This is a genomic window from Exiguobacterium sp. B2(2022), from assembly GCF_028823655.1.
In the GTDB taxonomy this organism is placed as follows: domain Bacteria; phylum Bacillota; class Bacilli; order Exiguobacteriales; family Exiguobacteriaceae; genus Exiguobacterium; species Exiguobacterium aestuarii_A.
Genome location: NZ_JAPEHX010000015.1, coordinates 1 through 24,159, shown reverse-complemented (window position 1 = coordinate 24,159; position 24,159 = coordinate 1). Strand labels below are relative to the sequence as shown.

Here is a 24,159-nt window from a genome sequence, read left to right as displayed (position 1 = left end):
AAAAAAACGACTTATCCAAAAGGATAAGCCGTTCGTCAAACATTACTCTGCAACGTATGGAAGCAAAGCCATTTGACGTGAGCGCTTGATAGCGACAGTAAGTGGACGTTGGTATTTCGCTGAAGTACCAGTCACACGACGTGGAAGAATTTTACCACGCTCCGAAACGAAGCGTTTGAGCAATTCTACGTCTTTATAATCGATATGAGTGATGTTGTTCGACGTAAAGAAACATACTTTACGACGACGACGACCTCCTGGACGACGTGCCATGTGAAGACCTCCTTTATAAGTTAGTTTTTATTGTCAACAATGATTAGAATGGCAAATCATCATCTGACAAGTCGATTTTGCCGCCACCCGAGAACGGATCTGCGTCAAAACCTTTATTCGAATTCGAGGACTGAGATGAAGTCGAAGCAGCTCCTGCGCCCCATCCTGATCCACTTGATTCACCACCACCGAAGACATCTCCAGATGGTGCTTGCTCACGTTGCCCTGAGGCCCCGCGTGGTTCAAGGAAGCGTACGCTGTCGGCGACTACTTCTGCCCGGTAACGACGTTGGCCATCTTGTCCTTCGTAACTACTGATTTGAAGGCGACCGTCAACGCCGGCCATGCTGCCCTTTTTCAAGTATTGTGCTACGTTCTCTGCTTGTTTGCGCCAAACGACACAATCAATAAAGTCCGTCTCGCGCTTCCCATCTTGTCCAGCGAATGGACGATCGCAAGCGAGAGTAAGGCGTGTTACGGCGATTCCGCTCTGCGTGTAACGCATTTCCGGATCGCGAGTCAATCGACCAACTAACACAACTCGGTTAATCATCTCCAAGCTCCCCTTTCACGATACGAGACGTTAAGGATTAACGCTCGTCTTTTGTTGTCATTTGACGGACAACGTCGTCAGAGATCTTCATGAGACGCTCTGTTTCTTGGATCGCTTTAGGTTCAGCAACGATGTTAAGAAGAACGTAGTGTCCTTCGCGCATCTTGTTGATTTCATAAGCGAAACGACGTTTACCCATGTCTGTTGTTTTTTCAACAGTACCACCGTTTTCAGTGATGACGTTGTTGAAGCGCTCGATCAAAGCTTTCTTCGCTTCCTCATCAACTGATGGACGGATAATGTAAAGAAGTTCGTATTTACGCATTATCTTTCACCTCCTCTTGGACTAACGGCTCCTACCGGTTTGTAGGAGCAAGGAGCAAACAATTGTTTTACTCACGTCATAATATACTATCAAACTTCCTTGACTTTTACAACACGTTTCAGCAAATCAACTTATACGTTGAAGCGGAATGTGACAACATCGCCGTCTTGGAAGACATATTCTTTACCTTCCGAGCGAAGTTTCCCTTGTTCTTTCACTGTCGTCATGTTGCCAGCTGCCGAAAGATCTTCATACGCGACAACTTCAGCACGAATAAATCCACGTTCGAAATCAGAGTGAATGACACCGGCACATTGTGGGGCCTTCATCCCTTGTTTGAACGTCCAAGCGCGAACTTCTTTTTCACCTGCCGTGAAGTATGTCGCAAGACCAAGTGTCGAATACGCAGCGCGGATCAATTGATCGAGTCCTGACTCTTCGATGCCGAGATCTTGTAGGAATTCAAGGCGCTCTTCTGGTTCGAGCTCTGAAATTTCTTCTTCGATACGTGCACAGATGACGATCACTTTCGCCCCTTCTGTTGCCGCATGGTCACGGACCGCTTGAACGTACTCGTTTGAGTCCGCGTCCGCCACTTCATCCTCACTCACGTTCGCCACATAAAGCATCGGCTTCATCGTCAACAACTGGAAGTGTTTCACGATGGCGAGTTGGTCGTCCGTTAATTCAGCGACACGTGCCGGGCGCTCCGACTCAAGAACGTCACGTACGATCTCAAGTGCTTCAAGCTCCTGTACCGCTCCTTTATCTTTTGCTTTTACCATTTTTTGAACGCGTGCGATTCGTTTATCGACTTGTTCAAGGTCAGCTAAGATCAATTCAAGGTTGATGGTCGTGATGTCGTCAATCGGTGAGACGCGTCCCGCGACGTGCGTGATGTTCTCGTCCTCGAAGCAACGAACGACTTGGCAAATTGCATCGACTTCGCGGATGTTCGCCAAGAACTTGTTTCCGAGTCCTTCACCTTTTGATGCACCTTTGACGATTCCAGCGATATCTGTAAATTCAAACGCTGTTGGCACCGTCTTTTTCGGTTTGACGAGTTCCGTCAATCGATCAAGACGCGCATCTGGTACTTCAACGACTCCGACGTTCGGGTCGATTGTCGCGAACGGATAGTTGGCCGCTTCGACTCCTGCTTGTGTAATCGCATTAAACAAAGTCGATTTCCCGACGTTTGGTAATCCGACAATTCCTGCTGTTAATCCCACTAGTAGTTCCTCCTCATCCGGTGTTTCCCGGGAAATGTTAAGCCGTCTGTGGAGTGGGTACCTTCAGTACACCACACCGTCACATCCTTCACAATTATAGATAGTCCACGATTAAACCGCAACTCACGTTCATAACCTAAAGAAAAACGCCGCTTATTCTGCGGCGTTCCCTTGCTCAAGCACTTTCTTGAATCGCTTATCAAAGTCACGGCGTTGCATGAGTACACTTGCTCCGCAACCTTGACATTTGATGCGAATGTCCATCCCTACACGTGTGATTTGCCAGCGGTTCGTCTTGCAGGCATGTGGTTTTTTCATTTCCACAATATCGTTCAACGCATAAGTTTTACTTTGCATGTTCTGTTTCTCCTCCTTTAGGAGTCGAGTTCGGTGGCATCATGACCGTACGTGGATATGGAATTTCAATACCGCGTTCGTCAAGTCCAGCCTTCAACTCTTTATGCAAAATTCGCCCGGCAGCAAAGTGCTGGGTCGGCGGGACTTCCGCCATTAATCGATAGACGACCTCCGAAGGTCCAAGCGATTGGACTCCAGCCAAGTTGATTGGTTCGATGAACAAGTCGTGATAGCGTTCTTCGACCAACTTTGCGATCTCTTTGAGCGCCTTTTCTACTTTCGACATATCTTCCTCGTATGCAACCCCAATATCAACAACCGCAACGCTGTTTTCAAGCGAATAGTTCGTCACTTGCAAGATTTGTCCGTTCGGAATAATCGTTACTTGCCCATTTAATCCCTTTAACTTCGTCGTACGAATGCCGACCTCAATGACTGTTCCATCGACTTGCTGGTTCAAATTGACGTAATCCCCGTTTTTATATTGATTTTCAAAGATGATGAATGCGCCTGTGATGACGTCCTTCACTAAGCTTTGCGCACCGAACGAGATGGCAAGACCTGCTACCCCGGCTGATGCGATTAAACCGGCGATATTGACGCCGAACTGTCCGAGCACCGTCAGGACCATAATTAACCCGATCACATAACGAATTGTATTTTGTGCGAGTTTCAATAGCGTCTCGTTTTGACGCTGAGCGACAATGTCGTGTTCTTTTATTTTCCGAAGCGTAAACACACGTTCGACCATCGTCGTCAAAATTCTTGTCGCGATATATAGGCCAAGGATGATGAGTGCGACACCGGCGAGCTTGATTCCCAAGCCAATCCACATGTCTGTATCTTTAAAGTACTCCACGAAGCGGTTTACACTGTCAATCGTTTCGTCTGCTACCGTATTTAAATCTTTTTCTGTATTTTGCGAAGCCATCTTTTCACCTCAAAAGTCGTAGATTCTAAATCATCAAAACATATTTCGCGACTTTTCTCAAACGCCGCATTCGGAAGTTTAGAAGTTTTCCACTTTTGGGAATGGGTTAATACGAGATCAATCCCCTAACTGCAACTAGGAATAGGCAGCTCAGAAGAGAGGATGAGATTCATGCCGTTTCGCCTAAAACCTCATAAACCATACTCTTTCTTCATTGAACACACTGAGCGGAGTGGATCCAGATTACTTGCGGACCAGCTTCATGAACAGTTGGTCAATGAAACCCATCGCCCCATCGTCCTTGTTTGCATCGGTTCGGATCGTTCGACCGGTGATTCTCTTGGTCCACTCGTCGGAACGTTTTTAGAAGAACGTCGCATCCGCAACCTACACGTATACGGTACGTTAACGAAACCCGTACACGCGCTCAATTTAGTGGAGACGTTACATGAGATCCAAACCCGCTTCCATCAACCGCTCATCATTGCCATCGATGCTTGTCTCGGACGTTTGTCGAGCGTCGGCTACGTCTTCTTTTCAGAAGGACCACTCGCCCCAGGTGCAGGCGTCCAAAAAGAACTCCCTGCCGTCGGCGCTTATAATATCAAAGCCGTCGTAAACGTCAGTGGCTTTATGGAAATGATGATTCTTCAAAATACACGACTCCATCTCGTCTATGAACTCGCACGCTTCATCACGGAAGGGTTCGTCGATTTCGATTCACGTATCGGACGCCTTCATCACGAAGAAGCCGCAATCACGAGACTTCGTCAATCACGAGACGAATCAAAGTCTTGAGGCGACAACAACGTAAGGAGTTGTTCTAAATCGTCTTGAGAGAAGTATTTTAGTTCTAACACGCCTCCTTTTCGACGAGGACGAATCGACACATCCATTTGAAGACGCTCTGCAAGCACTGCTTCGACCGCTTCGATATCTGCGTTCGATTGCTTCAGCGTCTTTTTTGCTGTGCGCTCTTTTTGTAAGTAACGCTCGAGCCGTCTTACCGTCCAGTGTTCGGCAATCACTCGTTTTGCAATCTGTTCCATCGCTTGTTCTGATTTCATGCCTGTAATCGCCCGTGCATGACCCATCGTCAAATCGCCGACCATGACCGCGTGCTGAACCGCGCTCGGTAGACGAAGCAGACGCAAACTGTTCGTCACATGACTTCTGCTTTTCCCGACCCGGTCTGCCAATTGTTGTTGAGTCAGGCCGAGTGTCTGCATCAATTGTTCATAGGCGACGGCTTCTTCGATGGCGTTCAAGTCGGCACGCTGAATGTTTTCAATCAAGGCCAACTCCATGACGCGATCCGAGTCTGCCGTGACGACTAGAGCGGGAATGTCTTCTTTCCCGGCAAGTTTTGCCGCTTGGAATCGTCTTTCCCCAGCGATGATTTCATAATAGCCGGTCGCTTTTCGTACGACAATCGGCTGCAGAACGCCATACCGTTCAATCGACTGGCGCAACTCTTCTAGTTTCTCCACCTCAAATTGTTTCCGGGGTTGGTTCGGGTTTGGGCGAATGAATTTTAATGCTAATCGTTCCATCTACAAACCTCCTTCATCGTATGAAAAAGCACGGACTCATTTTTGAGGCCGCGCTTTCGGGATGCGAATTCGAATTTCAACAAATTCCTCTTCGTCTACTTCTTCAGTTTGGACATCAATCCCTGTTTTCCCAATCAAATCGATTGAGTCACGAATCGTATTGATGGCGATTCGCGTATCGCGCGCAAAACTTTTCGTCCGGCGACGTTGTTTTTTTGGTTTACGCTTTTCTTCTTCGATTGGCGTTGTCAAAAAAGCGACTCGTTCTTCCGTCTCTTTAACATTGTAATCCTGTTCCAACACTTCCACGAGCACTTGGAGCTGTAGTCCCTCTTCTTTTAACGGTAACAGCGCACGAGCGTGTCGTTCATTGATGCGACGATCGCGAAGTGACTGTTTCACGTCTTCAGGCAACTTCAACAGTCGTAACTTATTCGCAATCGTAGACTGACTTTTCCCTAAACTCTTCGCTAACGCATCCTGCGTCAAGCCGTTCAAGGCGAGTAAACGGTCGTATGCTTCCGCCTCTTCAATCGGACTCAACTGTTCCCGTTGCAAGTTTTCAATCAAGGCGAGCGCAGCCGTCGTGTCGTCGTCCATGTCTCGAACGATTGCCGGAATCGCTGACCAGCCGAGCGATTTCACGGCACGGAAACGACGCTCCCCGGCGATGATTTCATAGCAGTCCCCGTCTGCCTTACGAACCACGATCGGTTGAAGCAGTCCATGTTCCGAAATCGTCGTTGCCAACTCTTCAATTTTAGCCGGTTCGAATACTTTACGCGGTTGATATCGGTTCGGACGCAATCGTGACAACGAGAGCTCCTGTACCGTGTCATCCGCTCGAACTTCTGCAATCTGCGTCACGGCAACTTCGTCTTTTCGATTCACACCGAACAATTTCGCAAATCTATTCTTCAACGTCGGGCACCCCTTTTATGTAAAAAAATAAGCAGACTCCACCACTGGAATCTGCTTTTGTTTCACGTGAAACGACATCATCAGATAAGTGGCTCTTTCGCCGGTGTCCCCGCCTTACGCGGATATTTCCCGGGCGTTTTTCGTAGTTTATCTACAACTACGATATTACGCTCACTCATCTCTCCTGGCAATAGGAACTGGTGTGTCGCTTTTTCTTTTCCGCCAAGGACAGCCAACGCATTTTGGGCGTCTTTCATCTCATCAGATACTTTCGCCGCTTTCAGCGCGACAAAGTTTCCGCCTACTTTTGCGAGCGGTAGGCAGTACTCAGCCAACACTGTCATGCGAGCTACCGCACGTGCTGTGACGACATCAAACTGTTCGCGGAATTTTTTGTTCTTCCCAAACTCTTCGGCACGTCCATGATGGAACGCGACACCTTCAAGTCCAAGGGCGAGCGCCAACTCATTCAAGAACGTGATGCGTTTGTTCAATGAATCGATGATCGTGACATGTAAGTGCGGGAATAAAATCTTGAGAGGGAGACTCGGGAATCCGGCACCCGCTCCGACATCACATACCGTTTCGACTTTCGTGAAATCGAAATGAAACGCTGCGCTGAGCGAATCGTAAAAGTGCTTCAAATACACTTCCTCTTTGTCCGTGATGGCCGTCAAGTTCATTTTTTCGTTCCATTCAACAAGCATCTCGAAATAGCGCTTGAACTGAGCGAGTTGTGTCTCGTTCAGTTCAAACCCTTTCGCCCGTAACGCTTCAATAAATTGAGATTCGTTCATCGTTTCACTCCACCGTCGCATATTGTCCTTGTTCGATATAGACGAGCAAGATTGACACGTCTGCAGGGTTTACACCCGAGATCCGTGATGCTTGTCCGATCGAAAGTGGACGAACTTGTTTTAATTTTTGTTTCGCTTCTGTCGCAAGACCGCCGATTGCATCGTAATCCAAGTTTTCTGGAATCCGTTTTGCTTCCATGCGACGCATCTTCTCGACTTGTTCGAGCTGCTTTGAGATATAGCCTTCATACTTCACTTGAATCTCGACTTGCTCTTTCACTTCGAACGACAACTCGTCCGTAGATGGGACGACCGTCATGAGTGCCTCATACGTCACTTCTGGACGTTTCAACAAAATGTTGGCATGTGTCGCTTCTTTCAGCGGGTGTGCACCGACCGATTCAAGCATCGCATTCACTTCAGGCGTCGGTTTGACGACAAGTGATGCGAGTCGCTTCACGCTTCACGCTTCTCATTGAGATGTGCATGGCGTTCTTCTGATAGTAAGCCGATCTCGTGCCCGATGTCGCTGAGGCGTAAATCTGCATTGTCATGACGCAACAAGAGGCGATACTCAGCACGCGATGTGAGGAGACGATATGGTTCGTTCGTTCCTTTCGTCACGAGGTCATCGATTAAGACACCGATGTATGCTTGAGAGCGGTCCAGGATGACAGGGTCTTTACCGAGCACTTTGCATGCGGCGTTGATTCCCGCCATGATTCCTTGTCCAGCTGCTTCTTCGTAGCCGCTCGTCCCGTTGATTTGCCCTGCTGTAAAGAGTCCTGGAACTGCCTTTGTTTCAAGAGTCGGCCAAAGTTGCGTCGGTACGACCGCATCATACTCAATCGCATAACCTGGACGCATCATCTCTGACTTTTCAAGACCTGGAATCGTCCGAAGCATCTGATGTTGAACGTCTTCTGGCATACTCGTCGAGAAACCTTGAACGTATACTTCTTCCGTATCGCGACCTTCTGGTTCTAAGAAGATTTGGTGACGTGGTTTGTCATTGAAACGGACGACTTTATCTTCAATCGATGGACAGTAACGTGGTCCTGTTCCTTTGATTGCACCCGAATACATCGGTGAACGGTGTAAGTTCTCATCAATCAATTGATGTGTACGTTCACTCGTATACGTGAGCCAGCAAGGGATTTGTTCAATTGGATTCAAGTCAGTCGACGTGTACGAGAAGAATGTTGGATTCTCGTCTCCAGGCTGAATCTCAGTCTTCGAGTAATCGATTGTTTTCCCATCGATTCGTGGCGGTGTCCCTGTTTTGAATCGAACTAAATCGAGGCCGAGTTCTTCTAAATGTTTTGAAAGCTCGACCGATGGCATTTGGTTGTTTGGACCACTTTCGTATGCCAATTCACCGATGATGATTTGACCACGCATGAACGTTCCCGTCGTGACGATGACTGCTTTCGCGCGATATTCTGAACCCGTGTTCGTTACCACGCCACGAACTTCTCCGTCTTCGACGAGCAATCGTTCAACAAGTGCCTGACGAAGCAATAGATTCGGCTCGTCTTCTAGCACTTTCTTCATATGATTTTGATATTGGAATTTGTCCGCCTGTGCACGTAGTGCACGTACCGCTGGACCTTTTGACGTGTTGAGCATCTTCATTTGGATGTACGTCGCATCAATCGCACGACCCATTTCTCCGCCGAGTGCGTCGATTTCACGTACGACGATCCCTTTCGCCGGTCCACCGATTGACGGGTTACAATACATGAACCCGACCATATCAGGGTTCATCGTCAGCATCGCTGTTTTGGCACCCATCCGAGCCGATGCGAGTGCCGCTTCAATCCCTGCGTGTCCGGCCCCGATGACGATTACGTCATATTCGCCTGCCGTATAAGCCATATTTGTTCCTCCTTATTATTTCCCAAGACAAAACTGTGAAAAGAGCTGATCGATCAAGCTCTCTTGAACGGTATCTCCATTGATTTCACCGAGCGTATCCCACGCCCGACGTAAATCGATTTGGACCATATCGATTGGCATATTCATGACGGCACTACCGAGCGCCTCATCAATTTGACCAATCGTTCGTTTGATTAATTGAATGTGTCGAGCGTTTGAGATATATGTCATATCTTGTGACTCGACGCCTTTTGCAAAGAAGAGGTTCGCAATCGCCGCTTCAAGTGCATCGATTCCCTCATCTAGTAAGAGTGACGTCGCCACGATTGGACGTCCTGCCGCTAGTTTCTCTAGCTTAGAAGAATCCATGTTTTGTGGCAAGTCTGTCTTGTTGATGATGATGATGGCATTCATCCCTTTGACGGCCTCAAACAACGCCTCATCTTCGACAGTCAGCCCTTCATGTCCGTTCAAGACGAGAAGGACCAAGTCCGCTGCTTCTAACGCCTTCCTCGATTTTTCTACGCCGATGCGTTCAACGATATCTTCTGTCTCGCGAATACCGGCGGTGTCCACCAACTTGAGCGGAACACCTTTCACGTTGACATATTCCTCGATCGTGTCACGTGTCGTCCCGGCAATCTCCGTGACAATCGCTTTCGTCTCTTGCACAAGCGTATTCATGAGTGAAGATTTTCCGACGTTCGGTCGCCCGATGATTGCCGTCGCCAAACCTTCGCGCAAGATTTTTCCTTGTCGCGCCGTCTCGAGCAATTGCTCCAAGATTCGTTTGACTTCGCCTGCCTTCTCTTCGACGATCGCTTGTGTCATCTCTTCGGCGTCATACTCCGGATAGTCAATATTGACCTCGACTGCCGCAATCGTCTCAAGCAGTTGTTGACGCAATTCGCGAACGAGTCGTGACAAACGTCCTTCCATTTGAGACATGGCCACATTCATCGCCCGATCCGTTTTCGCACGAATCAAGTCCATAACCGCTTCGGCTTGTGATAAATCGATTCGGCCATTTAAAAAGGCGCGTTTCGTGAACTCGCCCGGTTCTGCTAAGCGGATGTCGGGTTGGTCGAGAATGAGTTCTAGCACACGATTGACCGCCACGACGCCTCCGTGACAATTGATTTCGACGACGTCTTCTCGTGTAAACGTCTTTGGTGCTCGCATGATACTGACCATGACTTCATCGACGACTTCGCCCGTATCAGGACGTTTTAATGTTCCATAATGAATGGTATGTGAATCGACCGTTGTTAAGTCTTTTCCAGAAAACACATTGTTCACCGTTTCGACCGCCAAATCGCCTGATAATCGGACGATTCCAATGGCACCTTCACCCATCGGCGTCGAAATCGCTGTAATCGTGTCAAACTCTAGCATCTTTCTCCCTCCAAACCTAAACCATCTTCTATCATATGCATAACGAACCTACTATACACGATATTCGACTTGAACGAAAGAGTTCACCCACCGATGAAGTCATTGCAGTTCCTATCATTATTTTCGTACAATAAAGGAATATATTGACAGAGACGAGAGGGATGAACATGAAGCAACAGGAAGCGATTCAACTCATTACGGAACGATTAAAACAGGATGAGGCAGTTCAAGCAATTTTTTTGAAAGGCTCTTTCGGCAGGGGAGAAGCCGATGAGCATTCAGATATCGACCTTTATGTCATGGTGCACCCCGATGAGGAGGCCTCCTTTCTATCTAGACGCCTCGAGCATTTAAACGCCTACCGTCCGATTCTGTTAAAAGACGAGATTCACATCGTTGCGCCACAACTCATCGTCGTATTCGACGATTTTCTTCACCTCGACCTGTTCACGGTCACGCAAGATACGTTGAACCATCAAGACTCGATTCATGTGATCTATGACCCACAACAGCGACTTGCTAGACACGCCACTTCCTTGCAGTTAGACGAAGTAGCAATCAGTGACCATGCCTTCGACACCGTTTGGTTCTTTTTCCAATATACGAAATTAAGAAATCGCGGTAACGACATTTGGGCAGCCGAAATGCTTCGTCAAGGAATGGTCCATTTTGCATATGTGTTAGCCGCTCACCATACACCGGACCGGGCTTCCCTCGGTTTAAAGGATGTGACGCAGCGACAAGAAATCGACCTACATCCATTTTATAATCAATTAACCCCAGCGAATCATGAAAAAGCCGCTCGACTCTATATCGAGCGACTCAAAGAAGAACAATCTTTCTTCCAATCTTTATCGGGCTACAACGTGTTCGGATCGTTTATGGAACAGTTGCTTCAACGAGAAACAAACCGCCCTTGAAAGAGGACGGTTTGTTTTTTAGTAACGTGCTTGTCGTTTCGTCGAACGAATCGTGAAATAGAGGAACAATTCTAGAATCGCAATGGCGATAAGGATTCCACCGAAAAGCTGGAATAGGACAAGTAAACTACTGAACGGATTCGTCAGCATAAGAATCCCGACACCAATCCACAGTAGACTGCCAATCAAAAACCAGAGCCATCGTCCCGCCATCGATTGACGGTAACCGAACGCCTGAATGAGGCGAATGATCCCTCCAAATAAAAACAAAGACGACTGCTGCCAAAATCAAATAGATAAGACCCATAAAGAAAGCCGGCGGTAACCCACCCTGTCGTCTACGAACTCCCTGAAAAATCATCCATATACCCATGACAGCCAAGTATCCGGCAATCACGTACACCATGACATCAAAGAAAAATCGAGGGTACAGTAAAATAAGAACACCGAGCACAAAGTAAATGATTGCTTGCCATAACGTCGAACGTTCTACACGATGAATAAATGCCTCCATGTTTCCACACCTCCATTTACCCGTTTCTTTCATTATTCCCGTCTTCTCGACATACAATCCCATAAAAAAAGCTGAGTGTCAGATGACACCCAGCTTAACGATTATTTACGTTTTTTCTTTTTGTTTTTCTTTTCTTCTTCAGCAAGCGCTGCACGCTCTGCTTCTTTCGCAGCGATTTTCGCTTCTGCTGCAACCTTCATCTTCTCACGCATCGGAAGCATGATTGCCATCGTGACGATGATTGAGATGATATAACCGACTACCCAGTACAATGAGAGTGCGGCTGGAAGGTTGATCGACATGATGAAAATCATGACTGGGAAGATGTAAAGCATCATCTTCAATTGTGGGTTCTGTTCTTGACCCGCCATTGAGATTTTTTGTTGAACGAACGTCAAGACTGCCGCCAAAATTGGCAAGATGAACGTCGGGTCCGGAGCACCGAGGTCGAACCATAAGAAGTCCGCTTCGAAAATCTCAGGAGTACGACGAATCGCATCATAGAACGCGAAGAGAATCGGCATTTGAATCAAGATTGGCAAACAACCTGCGAGCGGGTTGATTTGGTATTCTTGATAAAGTTTCATCATCTCTTCTTGGAGTTTACGTTGTGTTTCTTGGTCTTTTGAGCTGTACTTCTCACGAAGCTTCAACATTTCCGGTTGCAAGACTTGCATCGCACCCATACTCTTCGTCTGCTTGATCATGAGCGGGAGAATCAACAAACGAACAATGATTGTCGCGATGATGATTGAAATCCCATATTGCCATGGGCCACCCACTAAATAAGCAACTTCCTTCAAGAGCCATGCGAGCGGCCATACAAAGTACTTCGCCCAGAAACCTTCTGTGTCAGCCGTGATTGGTTCGGCTTGGATGGTAGACGGATCCACACAGCCTGCCATCAGCATAATGACCGCAGTCATGGCAGCGAGTAATCCTAATTTTAGCTTTTTGCTCATAGTTCCTCCTACGCTTTCTTTATTAATTCTTTTTTAACGCACACGTCGATCGGGCAATCTTATAAGACTCTGATTATATGAGAGAACAAATTCAGATTGTCATGGTCACCGGCTTTGTTTTTGCCAAACCTTCGCTCGTTTGAATACGTGTTTCAAACTCTCGGTCACTTCCGACTGCGTCAATGCGGTCGCAGGCTTCCGGGCGATGATCACATAATCATTCGGCGCAACGTTCGGTTCAAGCAAGCGAAGCGACTCACGCATCAATCGTTTCATGCGGTTTCGTTCTACAGCATTTCCAAGCTTTTTGCTGACAGAAAGACCCACTCTGAAATGCGTTTGATCCGCTTTGAGCGTGTAGACGACAAACTGACGATTGGCCACGGAGCGTCCTTCGCGAAACACCGCTTGGAACTCTTCATTCTTTTGCAGGCGGTATTCTTTTTTCAAAATTCTCACTCCATCCTTCGCTTCAAAAATCGTCAACTAACATCATATCATATCCACATCATTTGAACGAGGGAGAATCCATGAAATGCTACGTTTCTGTGACAAACTAAAAAATTGCCCGAGGAAAGGATCCCCGGGCAATCTTCATTCGAAATTATACAGTCAAGGCTTTACGGCCTTTACGACGACGAGCAGCAAGAATGTTGCGACCGTTTTTAGTCGCCATGCGTGCACGGAATCCGTGAACTTTCTTACGCTTACGGTTGTTAGGGTTGAAAGTTGGTTTCATGGTTACAGCACCTCCTCAAGATTAACGCTCTATTAGCAAGTTATAGTTTCATTTAAGGCAGTCTTTAAGATTATATAAATCGAATCAACAATTGTCAATGTATTTTCGAACGGTTTTCGAATCAGGTCGATTACGTGATCGAGAAGGATCATTTGGGATCATTCAGCTTTGTCTAGAACGGCTTATATGGGACCAGATTGACACGAAACCTTAACGTATTTCTTAAACGGTCTTTATAAATAGCGATGTTGAGCCATTTTATCCACATATTCACGAAGTTATCCACATTTATATGTGAATAACTCTTCTTTTTTCATATCCAAATTTCTTATTTTTTTATTTTCTTCTTTTACAAAAACTTTCTCCCGATTCACTTCCTCCTCTTTTGTGCATAACTTTTTCACTAACCTTTCTATCCAAACACCCTTATCCACAACATATCCACAGTTTATCCACAAAACACACAGCATGTGGATAAGTGGGTGTGGATACTTTTCTTTATCTGTGGATAAATACCGAAAAGCATTGCCACGTCTATTTTATTTTGCTAAACTGAATGTGCACAAACTTGTGGATGAACAATTCGTGATTCCGAGATATACACAGGCTGTGGATAAGTGTTATCCCCATAATGAACACCATGTGGATAACTTTATCCACAGTTTTTGTTCTTTGGGGATAACCCTAGTTTCTACTATAGAATAGTGTATGTGTATATCGTGTGAATAAGTTTTACCAAACATGTGAGTAAAGGAGGTCTTTCATTGAAGAATGCTCGCGAGATTTGGAGAAACGTTTTATCTGTGATTGAAGAAGAGGAACGAACTCCAAAAGCTAGTTTTGACATGTGGTTGAAATCAACCGAGGGGATATCACTGATGGGAACGACACTCGTTGTGTCGGCGCCGGCCAGTTTTATCGTTACGTGGTTAGAGCGACAGTACTTGTCACTTTTACAAGATACGGTCGAAGAAATCACAAACAATAAGCTCGAAATTCATTTTATTGAAGAATCTCAAGCACACAAGTATGCTCCAGCGGATGGATCGTCACAAGAATCCATTGCCGTGACGGAAACAAGGGAACAGCCTTTACCATTACCTTCAAAAGAGGAAGGGGATCTCGGACAGCTGAATGACAAATATATCTTCGAGACGTTTGTCATCGGATCGGGGAACCGATTTGCCCACGCCGCATCACTCGCTGTTGCTGAAGCGCCAGCCCGTGCATATAACCCACTATTTATTTACGGGGGAGTTGGACTTGGGAAAACGCATTTGATGCATGCGATTGGTCATTATGTAAAAGGACAAAAACCAGGAGCTCGGATTGCGTATGTCTCTTCTGAAAAGTTTACGAATGAATTCATCAACTCGATTCGAGACAATAAAACAGGCGAGTTCCGTAATCGCTATCGGAACATCGATGTGTTGCTGATTGATGATATTCAGTTCTTAGCAGGAAAAGAACAAACGCAGGAAGAGTTTTTCCACACTTTCAATGCGCTACACAATGATCAGAAACAAATCGTCATTTCAAGCGACCGACCGCCAAAAGAAATTCCGACGTTAGAAGATCGCCTACGTTCGCGTTTCGAATGGGGACTCATTACAGACATCACACCACCTGACCTCGAGACACGAATTGCGATTCTCCGTAAAAAGGCGACTGCTGAAGGTCTCGATATCTCAAACGAGGTCATGCTTTATATTGCGAATCAAATCGATACGAACATTCGTGAACTAGAAGGGGCGTTGACACGCGTTGTCGCTTACGCAAAACTAGTTGGGCGACCGATTGACCCAGACGTAGCAGCAGAAGCGCTTCATAACATCATGCCGGTCCAGGAAGCGAAGAAGATTGTCATTCGTGACATTCAAGAAATCGTCGGTCAACACTTCAACATTCAAGTAGAAGAGTTGAACTCGAAAAAACGGACAAAAACGTTGGCATTCCCACGTCAAATCGCGATGTACCTATCTCGTGAGATGACGGAGAGTTCGTTGCCAAAAATCGGGGAAGAGTTCGGAGGGCGTGACCACACGACTGTGATTCATGCACATGAGAAAATTAGCACGCTCCTGAAAAACGATGTGGAAATGCAAGAGACGATTCAAACATTGAAAAAAGCACTGTCTAACTGATGACGGATTCTCTGTGGATATCCTGTGGATAAACCACCTTAGTTATCCACAAGTTATTCACAGGCGAAATGGCTTCATACGTATGCTTCAGGGGACTTATCCCCAGTATCCACAGCCCTTATTACTATTATGACTTAATTAATACTATTATTATCATTAGTAAATGACTCATTTCACCTTAGGAGGAATTATCCACATGCATTTAACGATTCAACGAGATGTATTCATGCAAGCCGTACAAGATGTATCCAAAGCTGTGGCATCACGAACGACCATTCCAATTTTGACAGGCTTAAAGCTTGAAGCTCATGCGGACGGTTTAACACTGACAGGAAGTGATACTGAAATTTCGATTGAACGTTTGATCCCAATCGAAGAAGGTGGAATCGAACTTATTCAAATTCAGCGTGCTGGAAGTGTCGTATTAAATGCGCGCTTTTTAGGAGAAATCGTGAAGAAGTTGCCGACAAACGAAGTCACACTCGAAGTGTCACCAAACTTCATGACACGAATTGAGTCTGGCCAGGCAGAATTCCATTTGAACGGTCTCGACCCGGACGAATATCCTCGCCTCCCAGAACTTGCGAGCGACCGTCGTTTCTATCTACCAGCGGATCTCTTGAAGACGATCATCCGTCAGACGAGTTTCGCCGTTTCCTCACAAGAGACACGCCCTGTTCTAACAGGGGTCAACTTCTCAGCTGAGAAAGGCTTCCTTACATGTGTAGCGACAGACAGCCACCGCTTGGCGCTTCGTCGTGCTCGTTTTGAGACAGATAACGACTTGACGTTCCAAAATGTCGTCGTCCCTGGTCGTTCGCTCAACGAACTCGCTAAATTGCTCGATCGTGAAGAGTTGCCGATTGAAATCGTACTGACAGACCAGCAGATCTTGTTCCGCATGAAAAATATCTCATTCTTCTCGCGTTTGTTAGACGGGGCGTACCCAGACACGTCACGCCTCATTCCGGAAGAATATCGTACAGCAGTACGTATGAATGCGAAAGAATTCTTACAAGCCATCGACCGTGCGTCACTCTTAGCACGTGCTGACCGGAACAACGTGATTAAATTTGTCGCGGAAGATACGACAGCAGTCGAAGTATCTTCACATTCGCCTGAAGTCGGTAAAGTGTCTGAGCGTGTCAGCATCTTATCGCTTGAAGGGGAAGAATTGAAAATCTCCTTCAACTCTAAGTTTGTAATGGATGCGCTTCGTGCGCTCGACGCATCTGAAATCGAAATCCAGTTCACGGGTTCGATGCGACCGTTCATTCTACGACCGGTTGAGCAAGATAGCGTTCTTCAACTGATTTTACCAGTCCGCACATCGTAAGCAGCGGATAGGGATGATGAGGTGTCTGACCTTGTCATCCCTCTTTTTGCCTTATTCGACGATTTTCGATAAACTAATATGTATGGCGATTTTTTCAGATCAGCATGTGAGAAAGGAAGTGACGACATGGAAAAAGTGTCGATTACAACCGAGTATGTAACGCTCGGACAATTTTTAAAATTAGCAGACATCATCTCAAGTGGGGGACAAGCAAAGTTCTTTTTAGAAGATGTCATGATCAAAGTGAACGGTGAGCAGGATCAACGCCGTGGTCGTAAATTGAGAGATGGAGATACAATCGAGGTCGAAGGCTTCGGGGAATATCAAATCGAGGGAAACTGACGTGCATTTAAAGTCGATCCGATTGCAAAATTATCGCAACTACGAAACCCTCGAGCTAGATTTCTCAGAACAAACGAATGTTCTAATTGGTGAGAATGCCCAAGGAAAAACGAATCTTCTCGAATCGATTTACGTACTTGCGCTCGCAAAATCGCATCGGACGACACAAGACCGAGAATTGATCGGTTGGGAAGCTGATGCCGCAAGTATCGAAGGACGGATTCATAAACGCACCGGCGAATCGGTGCAGAGTCTCTCATTTTCTCCTAAAGGAAAAAAAGCAAAGCTCAATCATTTAGAACAACGTCGTCTCAGTGACTATGTCGGCGCATTTAACGTCGTCTTGTTCGCCCCTGAGGACTTAGCCATCGTCAAAGGCAGTCCACAAGGGAGACGGCGATTTTTAGATATGGAAATCGGTCAGGTCAGTCCCGTGTACTTACATGAGCTCAATCAATATTTGAAGACGTTAAAACAGCGAAACGCCTTGTTGAAGCAGTTATCCACAAAGGGTGGGGACGAGACGTTACTCGAAGTATTGACGGACCAATTGATTGAACTCGCCGTGAAGATTGTGATGAGACGCTATCATTTCATCGATCAACTCGAAAAATGGGCTAATCCGATTCATTCTGGGATCACACGTGAGTTAGAGACACTGACGATTCAATACGTTTCTGACACGTTCCAAAAAGAACGTTTCTCAAAAGAACAGATGTTTGAAACGTATCGTCAAAAGTTTGATAAAATAAGAGAGAACGAACGAAGAAGAGGTGTGACCTTATTTGGTCCGCATCGTGACGATTTTGAATTGTACGTAAACGATCGAAACGTTCAAACGTTCGGTTCACAAGGTCAGCAACGAACGGCGGCCTTGTCATTGAAGCTAGCTGAAATTGAATTGATTCATGAAGAAGTGGGCGAATATCCTCTGTTGTTATTAGACGATGTGTTATCTGAACTTGACGATCATCGCCAAACCCATCTACTCGATACGATGGGACGAAAAGTACAAACGATTTTGACGACAACAAACATTGATGGAATCGCACATGAAACCATTCAACAAGCCAAAGTGTTTCACGTGAAACAAGGCGAAGTCGAAACAGAATCCGTGTAATCGTGGTAAGAAGGAACACCAAATCATGTATAGTAGGTGAAAATAACCGATGAGTAATGAAAACGAAAAAGAATTACAAGCGTATGGCGCCGATCAGATTCAAGTTCTTGAAGGCTTAGAGGCTGTTCGTAAACGTCCAGGGATGTATATCGGTTCCACAAGCTCTCGCGGTCTCCACCACTTAGTATGGGAGATTGTCGATAACTCAATCGATGAGGCGCTTGCAGGTTATTGTGACACGATCACAGTGACGGTTGAGCCAGGAAACTCCATCGTTGTCGAAGATAACGGACGTGGGATTCCAGTAGACGTTCAAAAGAAAACAGGTCGACCTGCCGTTGAAGTTATTTTCACGGTATTGCACGCCGGCGGTAAATTCGGCGGTGGCGGATACAAAGTTTCAGGTGGTTTGCACGGTGTAGGGGCGTCGGTTTTGTCAACGCACTATCGACAAAACTTGAAGTGTTCGTCCGTCGCGACGGCAACGTGTATTATCAATCGTTCAAACGTGGCGTGCCACAAGGCGAACTTGAAATCGTCGGAACGACAGATACGACAGGAACGACTGTCCGCTTCTTCCCGGACGGCGATATCTTCCAAGAAACGCTCGAGTATGACTTTGATTTGCTAGCAACACGTCTTCGTGAGCTTGCTTTCTTAAATAAAGGGTTACGGATTGTCGCAAAAGATGATCGTAGCGATGAGACGATTGAACGCAATTATCACTACGAGGGCGGAATTAAGTCTTACGTCGAGCACTTGAACCGTTCGAAAGCATCGATTCATGAAGAGCCTGTATATGTGCACGGAACGAAAGATGGAATTGAGGTAGAGATTGCCCTTCAGTACAACGAAGGTTTCGCAAGTAACATCTACTCATTCACGAACAACATCCCGACACATGAAGGTGGGACGCACGAGACCGGATTTAAAACAGCACTCACACGTTCAATCAATGATTATGCGAAGCGATTCGGATTGATGAAAGAGGCCGACGGAAGTCTTTCTGGGGATGATGTCCGTGAAGGATTGACGGCGATTGTTTCCGTCAAACACCCGGCACCTCAGTTTGAAGGACAGACGAAGACGAAACTTGGAAATGCCGATGCTCGTACGGCGACAGATACGTTATTCAGTGACACGTTCGAACAATTCTTGCTCGAGAACCCATCAGTCGGTCGTCTCATTGTCGACAAAGGATTGATGGCAGCACGCGCACGCCTTGCTGCGAAACGCGCACGCGAGATGACACGTCGTAAAGGTATTCTCGAAGTCAGTTCATTACCAGGGAAATTGGCTGACTGTTCGTCGAAAGACGCTTCGAAATCTGAACTATACATCGTTGAGGGTGACTCAGCGGGTGGTTCGGCAAAATCTGGTCGTGACCGTCACTTCCAAGCAATCTTGCCGATTCGAGGGAAAATCATCAACGTCGAGAAAGCACGTCTTGACAAGATTTTGGCCAACCAAGAAGTTCGGACGATCATCACGGCTCTCGGAACAGGGATTGCGGATGAGTTCGATTTATCAAAAGCACGTTACCATAAACTGATCATCATGACCGATGCCGATGTCGATGGAGCGCACATTCGTACGCTGTTATTGACGTTCTTCTATCGTTACATGCGACCACTCGTGGAGAGTGGATACGTCTATATTGCGCAACCACCGCTCTATGGTGTGAAGCACGGTAAAGAAACAATCTATGTTCAAAACGAGCGAGAGTTACAAGCTACACTTGCACAACTTCCTGAAAACGCACGTTATAGCGTTCAACGTTACAAGGGTCTTGGAGAGATGGATCCTGAACAGTTGTGGAATACGACGATGAACCCGGAAACGCGTTCGATGCTTCGCGTTGATCTTCAAGATGCGATTGAAGCAGATGAGATTTTTGAAACGCTCATGGGTGACAACGTCGAACCACGCCGTGACTTTATTCAATCTCACGCCCATTACGTGAAGAACCTCGATATTTAATAAGAAGGGTAGGCAATAACGAATGGCAGAACAAGAAAATATCAAGGATATAAATATTAGCCAAGAGATGCGAACGTCGTTCATGGACTATGCGATGAGCGTCATCGTATCACGTGCCCTTCCGGACGTGCGAGATGGTTTGAAGCCGGTTCACCGTCGTATTTTGTATGCGATGAACGAGCTCGGAATTCGTGCGGACAAGCCACATAAGAAATCGGCGCGTGTCGTCGGGGACGTGATCGGTAAGTATCACCCACACGGTGACTCTGCCGTTTACGAAACGATGGTTCGTATGGCTCAAGATTTCAGTTATCGTTACGAACTAGTCGACGGTCACGGGAACTTCGGTTCAGTCGATGGCGACTCGGCCGCTGCGATGCGTTATACCGAGGCACGTATGTCTAAGATTGCGATGGAACTCGTACGAGACATTGGCAAAAACACAATCGATTACCAACCAAACTTCGATGGTGAAGAGAAAGAGCCGGTCGTTCTTCCGGCTCGCTTCCCGAACTTCCTTGTCAACGGAACGAGCGGGATTGCGGTCGGGATGGCAACGAACGTTCCTCCGCATAACTTGAATGAAGTAATCGATGGGGTGTTGGCTCTTACTAATAACCCGGACATCACGATTGCTGAATTGATGCAACACATCCCAGGCCCTGACTTCCCGACAGCGGGAGAAATTTTGGGACGCAGCGGGATTCGTCGTGCCTATGAAACGGGACGTGGATCGATTACGATGCGTGCGAAAGCCGAAATCGAAACGTTGAAAAACGGTCGTGAACGGATCCTCGTTCATGAAATCCCATATCAAGTCAACAAGGCACGTCTTGTTGAGAAAATTGCCGATTTGGTACGTGATAAAAAAATCGAAGGAATCACAGACTTGCGTGATGAATCCGACCGTAATGGGATGCGGGTCGTCATCGAAGTTCGTCGGGATGCGAATGCGAGTGTCATCTTGAACAACTTGTATAAGCAAACGCCGATGCAGACGACGTTCGGAGTGAACATGCTTGCCCTCGTAGGCGGTCGCCCGAAAACGTTGAACATCAAACAAGCCATCTATTACTACATCGAACACCAAAAAGAAGTCGTACGTCGTCGTACGCAATTCGATTTGGATAAAGCGGAAGCACGTGCCCACATCTTAGAGGGACTTCGTGTTGCGCTTGATCACTTGGATGAAGTCATCGCCATCATTCGTAGTACACGTACTGGTGACGAGGCGCGTGAGAAGTTGATTGCTCGCTTTGGACTTTCTACTGAGCAAACGCAAGCGATTTTAGATATGCGTCTCCAACGATTGACTGGTTTGGAGCGCGAGAAAATCGAAGGCGAATACCGTGAAGTGAAAGCGTTGATCGAGGAACTTCGTGCGATTCTTGGTGATGAGGAGTTGCTTCTCGACATCATTCGTAACGAGTTGCTTGAAATCAAAGAGCGGTATGGTGACGCACGTCGTACGGTGATTCGTACAGACATCGTTGAACTTGAGGATGAAGATTTAATCCCGGTTCGTGACATGATGATCACGCTCACGAGCGAAGGATACATCAAGTCAATTCCATCCGATTCATACCGCGCACAGCGTCGGGGTGGACGTGGGAAACAAGGTATGGGAACGAACGATGAAGACTTCGTACTTCGTTTGCTGTCAGCATCGACACACGATACGATTCTCTTCTTTACGAACTTCGGTCGTGTCTTCCGTCTTAAAGGATATGAAATTCCTGAGATGAGTCGTACCGCAAAAGGAATGCCGATTATTAACTTGCTTCAAATTGATAAAGGTGAAAAAGTTGAAACGATGATTCCTGTCGATTTCAATAGTTACCTGGCAAACCAAACGGTGGCAGAAGATGCGCAAAATGAATCGGAAGAAGAAGTGGCAGATGAGCAATTGTCTCTTGTCTTCATTACAAAAGAAGGTTTAATTAAGCGTTCACCACTCTCGGCATACGCTCGAATCAACAAAAACGGTCTTCGTGCCATCAGCTTGAATGAAACAGATGAGCTCGTCACTGTCCGCTTGGCGAAGAGCGATGATGAAATGTTGATTGTAACTCGCCAAGGAATGTCGATTCGTTTCCCTCTCGAAGGAGAAGTTCGATCGATGGGACGTACGGCACGTGGTGTTCGTGCAATTCGTTTGAAGAAAGACGATGATCTAGTCGTCTCAATGGAAATCGTTCGCACAACGCAAGACGTCTTGATTATCACTGAAAAAGGATTCGGGAAACGTACGGCTATGGAGCAGTTCCGTACACAAGGTCGTGGCGGTTCCGGAATCATTGGAATTAAGACAGATCGTGGAACAGTCGTGGGTATGCGTGTTGTTGATGAAGATGATGACATCATGTTGATGACTGAACACGGCGTTGCGATTCGAATCGATTCGCAAACTATCTCTCAGATGGGTCGAAGCACACGTGGTGTGAAAGTGATGAACATTGAAGATGGCGATCGTCTAGCGACTATCGCAAAATTGAAAAAAGATGAGTTAGAAGAGGAATCAGCAGTCGATTTGGAGAATGGGTTTGAGGTAGAAGCACCTGAAGCCGACGAATCGTCTGATGTGAATGAGTAAGACGAGAGGTGGAACAGGTAGAAGCACCTGAAGCCGACGAATCGTCTGATGTGAATGAGTAAGACGAGAGGTCGAACGGTGTTTCCGTTCGACCTTTTTCATATATAGGAGGGATTCGCGTGCGTTTGAACTTATCCGCTGTACATGTTGGTATGACGTTATTGTCACCCGTTTCTTCCTTAGAGGCAGGAATTCATTTAACGAATGAACATTTACGTTTGCTCCGTTTCTTAAAGATTGAAGCAATTGATGTTGCACCCGTTGAACAATTAATCTTCACTTCTATAGAAGAAAAGCTTCTTTGCGAACAGGTTCTACAATATGAGAAACACTATAATCAGTGGGAAGAGCGAATCGCTCCGAATCCTTACGAAGGTTTAGAGTTTATTCATCAACTATTTCGTCAGGAACTCCCGCTTTCAGCAGTCGTTCATTTTTTTACACATCAACCATTGCGAAAAAACCATGTCATCTACCATGCGATCTATCGAGCACTCGTCGCGCGCGCCTTATCGAAATATCGAGGGGATGAGCACCAACTTCAATTTGATTACGGAATTGCTTCTTATTTCGCTGATGCGAGTTACGCTAAAATTCGAAAATGGTCTCATATGCGTTATTTCACAAAAATGGAAAGGGAGCTACTATACCAACACCCACTCGTCTCGGCAGCGATGCTTCCAAGTAATCAAACGCTACGAGGGCGTGTCTATCAATTGATCACAGAGCATCACGAACGTCTAGATGGATCCGGCTTTCCAAAACGTTTAACCGAGCGGGAGTTGAATCCCGCGTCTCCTTTATTTATTGTCGCTGATCGATTCTGTCAGTTAACCGCACCACGAACGTTTCGAAAACCACTTTCGCCAGAAGAAGCATATTTCTATATGTGGCAGAATAAAGCCTATGACGAGGAGGCCTTGTCGCTTCTCGCTACGTTGCTCGGGTTTTATGAAATCGGTCGAACCGTTTTATTGAGTAGCGGAGTGCGTGGGAAGATTCACGCCTATACGAATCGTATTGAGCGACCTATTGTTATAGAAGATACGGATGAGACTGAATATGATTTATCGCGTTTGGCTGAAGTGAAAATTGTATCGTTTCAATAAGAAAAGACTGGCGATTCCTCTCAGCAAAAATGATAGGAATCGTCTTTATTTATTCTTTTTTAAAAAACTTTATTTTTATAGTTGACGAATATAAAGTCAGATGCTATTATAAATGAGTCGCTAAGAGCGGCAGACGAACTTTGAAAACTGAACGATGAGGCAAAAATAAGTTTTACAATTTTTGA

General features: G+C 46.3%; 22 protein-coding genes and 3 pseudogenes. 9 read left to right on the top strand and 16 right to left on the bottom strand.

Features of this window, described 5'->3' with window-relative positions; translation table 11 throughout:
- Positions 1-42: 42 nt before the first annotated feature.
- The 6 genes from rpsR to ON063_RS04450 all read right to left on the bottom strand — a co-directional run bounded on the left by rpsR (position 43) and on the right by ON063_RS04450 (position 3,671).
- The gene (gene rpsR, locus ON063_RS04475; protein WP_015880232.1) at positions 43-273 is read right to left on the bottom strand and encodes a 30S ribosomal protein S18; all 231 of its coding nucleotides are present in this window, start codon (positions 271-273) and stop codon (positions 43-45) included.
- A gap of 43 nt (positions 274-316) precedes the next feature.
- Entirely contained in the window at positions 317-826 is a 510-nt protein-coding gene (ssb, locus tag ON063_RS04470) for a single-stranded DNA-binding protein (RefSeq protein WP_015880231.1), read from the bottom strand.
- Positions 827-863: 37 nt separating this feature from the next.
- The gene (gene rpsF, locus ON063_RS04465; RefSeq protein ID WP_074034039.1) at positions 864-1,151 is read right to left on the bottom strand and encodes a 30S ribosomal protein S6; all 288 of its coding nucleotides are present in this window, start codon (positions 1,149-1,151) and stop codon (positions 864-866) included.
- Positions 1,152-1,282: 131 nt separating this feature from the next.
- A complete protein-coding gene (ychF, locus tag ON063_RS04460) occupies positions 1,283-2,383 on the bottom strand; it encodes a redox-regulated ATPase YchF (protein WP_214696529.1) in 1,101 nt (366 codons plus the stop codon).
- A 153-nt stretch (positions 2,384-2,536) separates the two neighbouring features.
- On the bottom strand, positions 2,537-2,740 hold the full coding sequence (locus ON063_RS04455) for a DUF951 domain-containing protein (RefSeq protein ID WP_047795718.1): 204 nt from the start codon (positions 2,738-2,740) through the stop codon (positions 2,537-2,539).
- Positions 2,730-3,671, bottom strand: coding sequence for a mechanosensitive ion channel family protein (locus ON063_RS04450; protein WP_271305794.1), 942 nt, complete (start codon positions 3,669-3,671; stop codon positions 2,730-2,732). The genes ON063_RS04455 and ON063_RS04450 overlap by 11 nt, the downstream gene beginning before the upstream one ends.
- A 171-nt stretch (positions 3,672-3,842) precedes the next feature.
- Here ON063_RS04450 and yyaC point away from each other — a divergent pair, with 171 nt between their 5' ends.
- The gene (yyaC, locus tag ON063_RS04445) at positions 3,843-4,469 is read left to right on the top strand and encodes a spore protease YyaC (RefSeq protein WP_214696519.1); all 627 of its coding nucleotides are present in this window, start codon (positions 3,843-3,845) and stop codon (positions 4,467-4,469) included.
- Here the strand turns inward: yyaC and ON063_RS04440 are convergent.
- The 5 genes and pseudogenes from ON063_RS04440 to mnmE all read right to left on the bottom strand — a co-directional run bounded on the left by ON063_RS04440 (position 4,442) and on the right by mnmE (position 10,215).
- On the bottom strand, positions 4,442-5,224 hold the full coding sequence (locus tag ON063_RS04440; RefSeq protein ID WP_074034048.1) for a ParB/RepB/Spo0J family partition protein: 783 nt from the start codon (positions 5,222-5,224) through the stop codon (positions 4,442-4,444). The two genes, yyaC and ON063_RS04440, sit on opposite strands and share 28 nt — an antisense overlap.
- A gap of 36 nt (positions 5,225-5,260) precedes the next feature.
- Positions 5,261-6,145 carry a nucleoid occlusion protein gene (gene noc, locus ON063_RS04435; protein WP_074034050.1) on the bottom strand — a complete coding sequence of 295 codons (885 nt, stop codon included), beginning with the start codon at positions 6,143-6,145 and terminating at the stop codon, positions 5,261-5,263.
- Between the two features lie 80 nt (positions 6,146-6,225).
- On the bottom strand, positions 6,226-6,942 hold the full coding sequence (rsmG, locus tag ON063_RS04430; protein WP_214696505.1) for a 16S rRNA (guanine(527)-N(7))-methyltransferase RsmG: 717 nt from the start codon (positions 6,940-6,942) through the stop codon (positions 6,226-6,228).
- 4 nt (positions 6,943-6,946) lie between these two features.
- Positions 6,947-8,820 (bottom strand): annotated as a pseudogene (gene mnmG / locus ON063_RS04425) (tRNA uridine-5-carboxymethylaminomethyl(34) synthesis enzyme MnmG).
- Between the two features lie 15 nt (positions 8,821-8,835).
- A complete protein-coding gene (gene mnmE / locus ON063_RS04420) occupies positions 8,836-10,215 on the bottom strand; it encodes a tRNA uridine-5-carboxymethylaminomethyl(34) synthesis GTPase MnmE (RefSeq protein ID WP_214749515.1) in 1,380 nt (459 codons plus the stop codon).
- 167 nt (positions 10,216-10,382) lie between these two features.
- Here mnmE and ON063_RS04415 point away from each other — a divergent pair, with 167 nt between their 5' ends.
- Positions 10,383-11,135, top strand: coding sequence for a nucleotidyltransferase domain-containing protein (locus ON063_RS04415; protein WP_274664367.1), 753 nt, complete (start codon positions 10,383-10,385; stop codon positions 11,133-11,135).
- An 18-nt stretch (positions 11,136-11,153) separates the two neighbouring features.
- Here the strand turns inward: ON063_RS04415 and ON063_RS04410 are convergent, their stop codons facing one another.
- The 5 genes and pseudogenes from ON063_RS04410 to rpmH all read right to left on the bottom strand — a co-directional run bounded on the left by ON063_RS04410 (position 11,154) and on the right by rpmH (position 13,350).
- Complete coding sequence (locus ON063_RS04410) at positions 11,154-11,405, bottom strand: DUF308 domain-containing protein (protein ID WP_274664366.1); 252 nt, start codon at positions 11,403-11,405, stop codon at positions 11,154-11,156.
- Between the two features lie 58 nt (positions 11,406-11,463).
- Positions 11,464-11,649: pseudogene (locus tag ON063_RS04405) on the bottom strand (DUF308 domain-containing protein); the annotation flags it as partial.
- 101 nt (positions 11,650-11,750) lie between these two features.
- Positions 11,751-12,611, bottom strand: a complete 861-nt coding sequence (yidC, locus tag ON063_RS04400; protein ID WP_214749506.1) for a membrane protein insertase YidC — start codon at positions 12,609-12,611, stop codon at positions 11,751-11,753.
- A gap of 105 nt (positions 12,612-12,716) precedes the next feature.
- Positions 12,717-13,061: a ribonuclease P protein component gene (gene rnpA / locus ON063_RS04395; protein ID WP_147537828.1), complete on the bottom strand. Its 345-nt coding sequence runs from the start codon at positions 13,059-13,061 to the stop codon at positions 12,717-12,719.
- A gap of 154 nt (positions 13,062-13,215) precedes the next feature.
- Positions 13,216-13,350 (bottom strand): 50S ribosomal protein L34, encoded by a 135-nt coding sequence (gene rpmH, locus ON063_RS04390; protein WP_015880216.1) that lies wholly within the window; start codon positions 13,348-13,350, stop codon positions 13,216-13,218.
- Between the two features lie 764 nt (positions 13,351-14,114).
- Between rpmH and dnaA the strand changes: the two genes are divergently transcribed.
- The 7 genes and pseudogenes from dnaA to ON063_RS04355 all read left to right on the top strand — a co-directional run bounded on the left by dnaA (position 14,115) and on the right by ON063_RS04355 (position 23,974).
- Positions 14,115-15,494 (top strand): chromosomal replication initiator protein DnaA, encoded by a 1,380-nt coding sequence (gene dnaA / locus ON063_RS04385; RefSeq protein ID WP_214749500.1) that lies wholly within the window; start codon positions 14,115-14,117, stop codon positions 15,492-15,494.
- 196 nt (positions 15,495-15,690) lie between these two features.
- Positions 15,691-16,830, top strand: coding sequence for a DNA polymerase III subunit beta (dnaN, locus tag ON063_RS04380; protein ID WP_026824743.1), 1,140 nt, complete (start codon positions 15,691-15,693; stop codon positions 16,828-16,830).
- Between the two features lie 126 nt (positions 16,831-16,956).
- Entirely contained in the window at positions 16,957-17,172 is a 216-nt protein-coding gene (yaaA, locus tag ON063_RS04375; protein ID WP_015880213.1) for a S4 domain-containing protein YaaA, read from the top strand.
- Position 17,173: 1 nt separating this feature from the next.
- Complete coding sequence (gene recF / locus ON063_RS04370) at positions 17,174-18,292, top strand: DNA replication/repair protein RecF (RefSeq protein ID WP_074034078.1); 1,119 nt, start codon at positions 17,174-17,176, stop codon at positions 18,290-18,292.
- Positions 18,293-18,341: 49 nt separating this feature from the next.
- A pseudogene (gyrB, locus tag ON063_RS04365) lies at positions 18,342-20,272 on the top strand (DNA topoisomerase (ATP-hydrolyzing) subunit B).
- A gap of 22 nt (positions 20,273-20,294) precedes the next feature.
- Complete coding sequence (gene gyrA / locus ON063_RS04360) at positions 20,295-22,865, top strand: DNA gyrase subunit A (protein WP_274664365.1); 2,571 nt, start codon at positions 20,295-20,297, stop codon at positions 22,863-22,865.
- Between the two features lie 119 nt (positions 22,866-22,984).
- Positions 22,985-23,974 (top strand): HD-GYP domain-containing protein, encoded by a 990-nt coding sequence (locus ON063_RS04355; RefSeq protein WP_274664364.1) that lies wholly within the window; start codon positions 22,985-22,987, stop codon positions 23,972-23,974.
- The last annotated feature ends 185 nt before the right edge of the window (positions 23,975-24,159 follow it).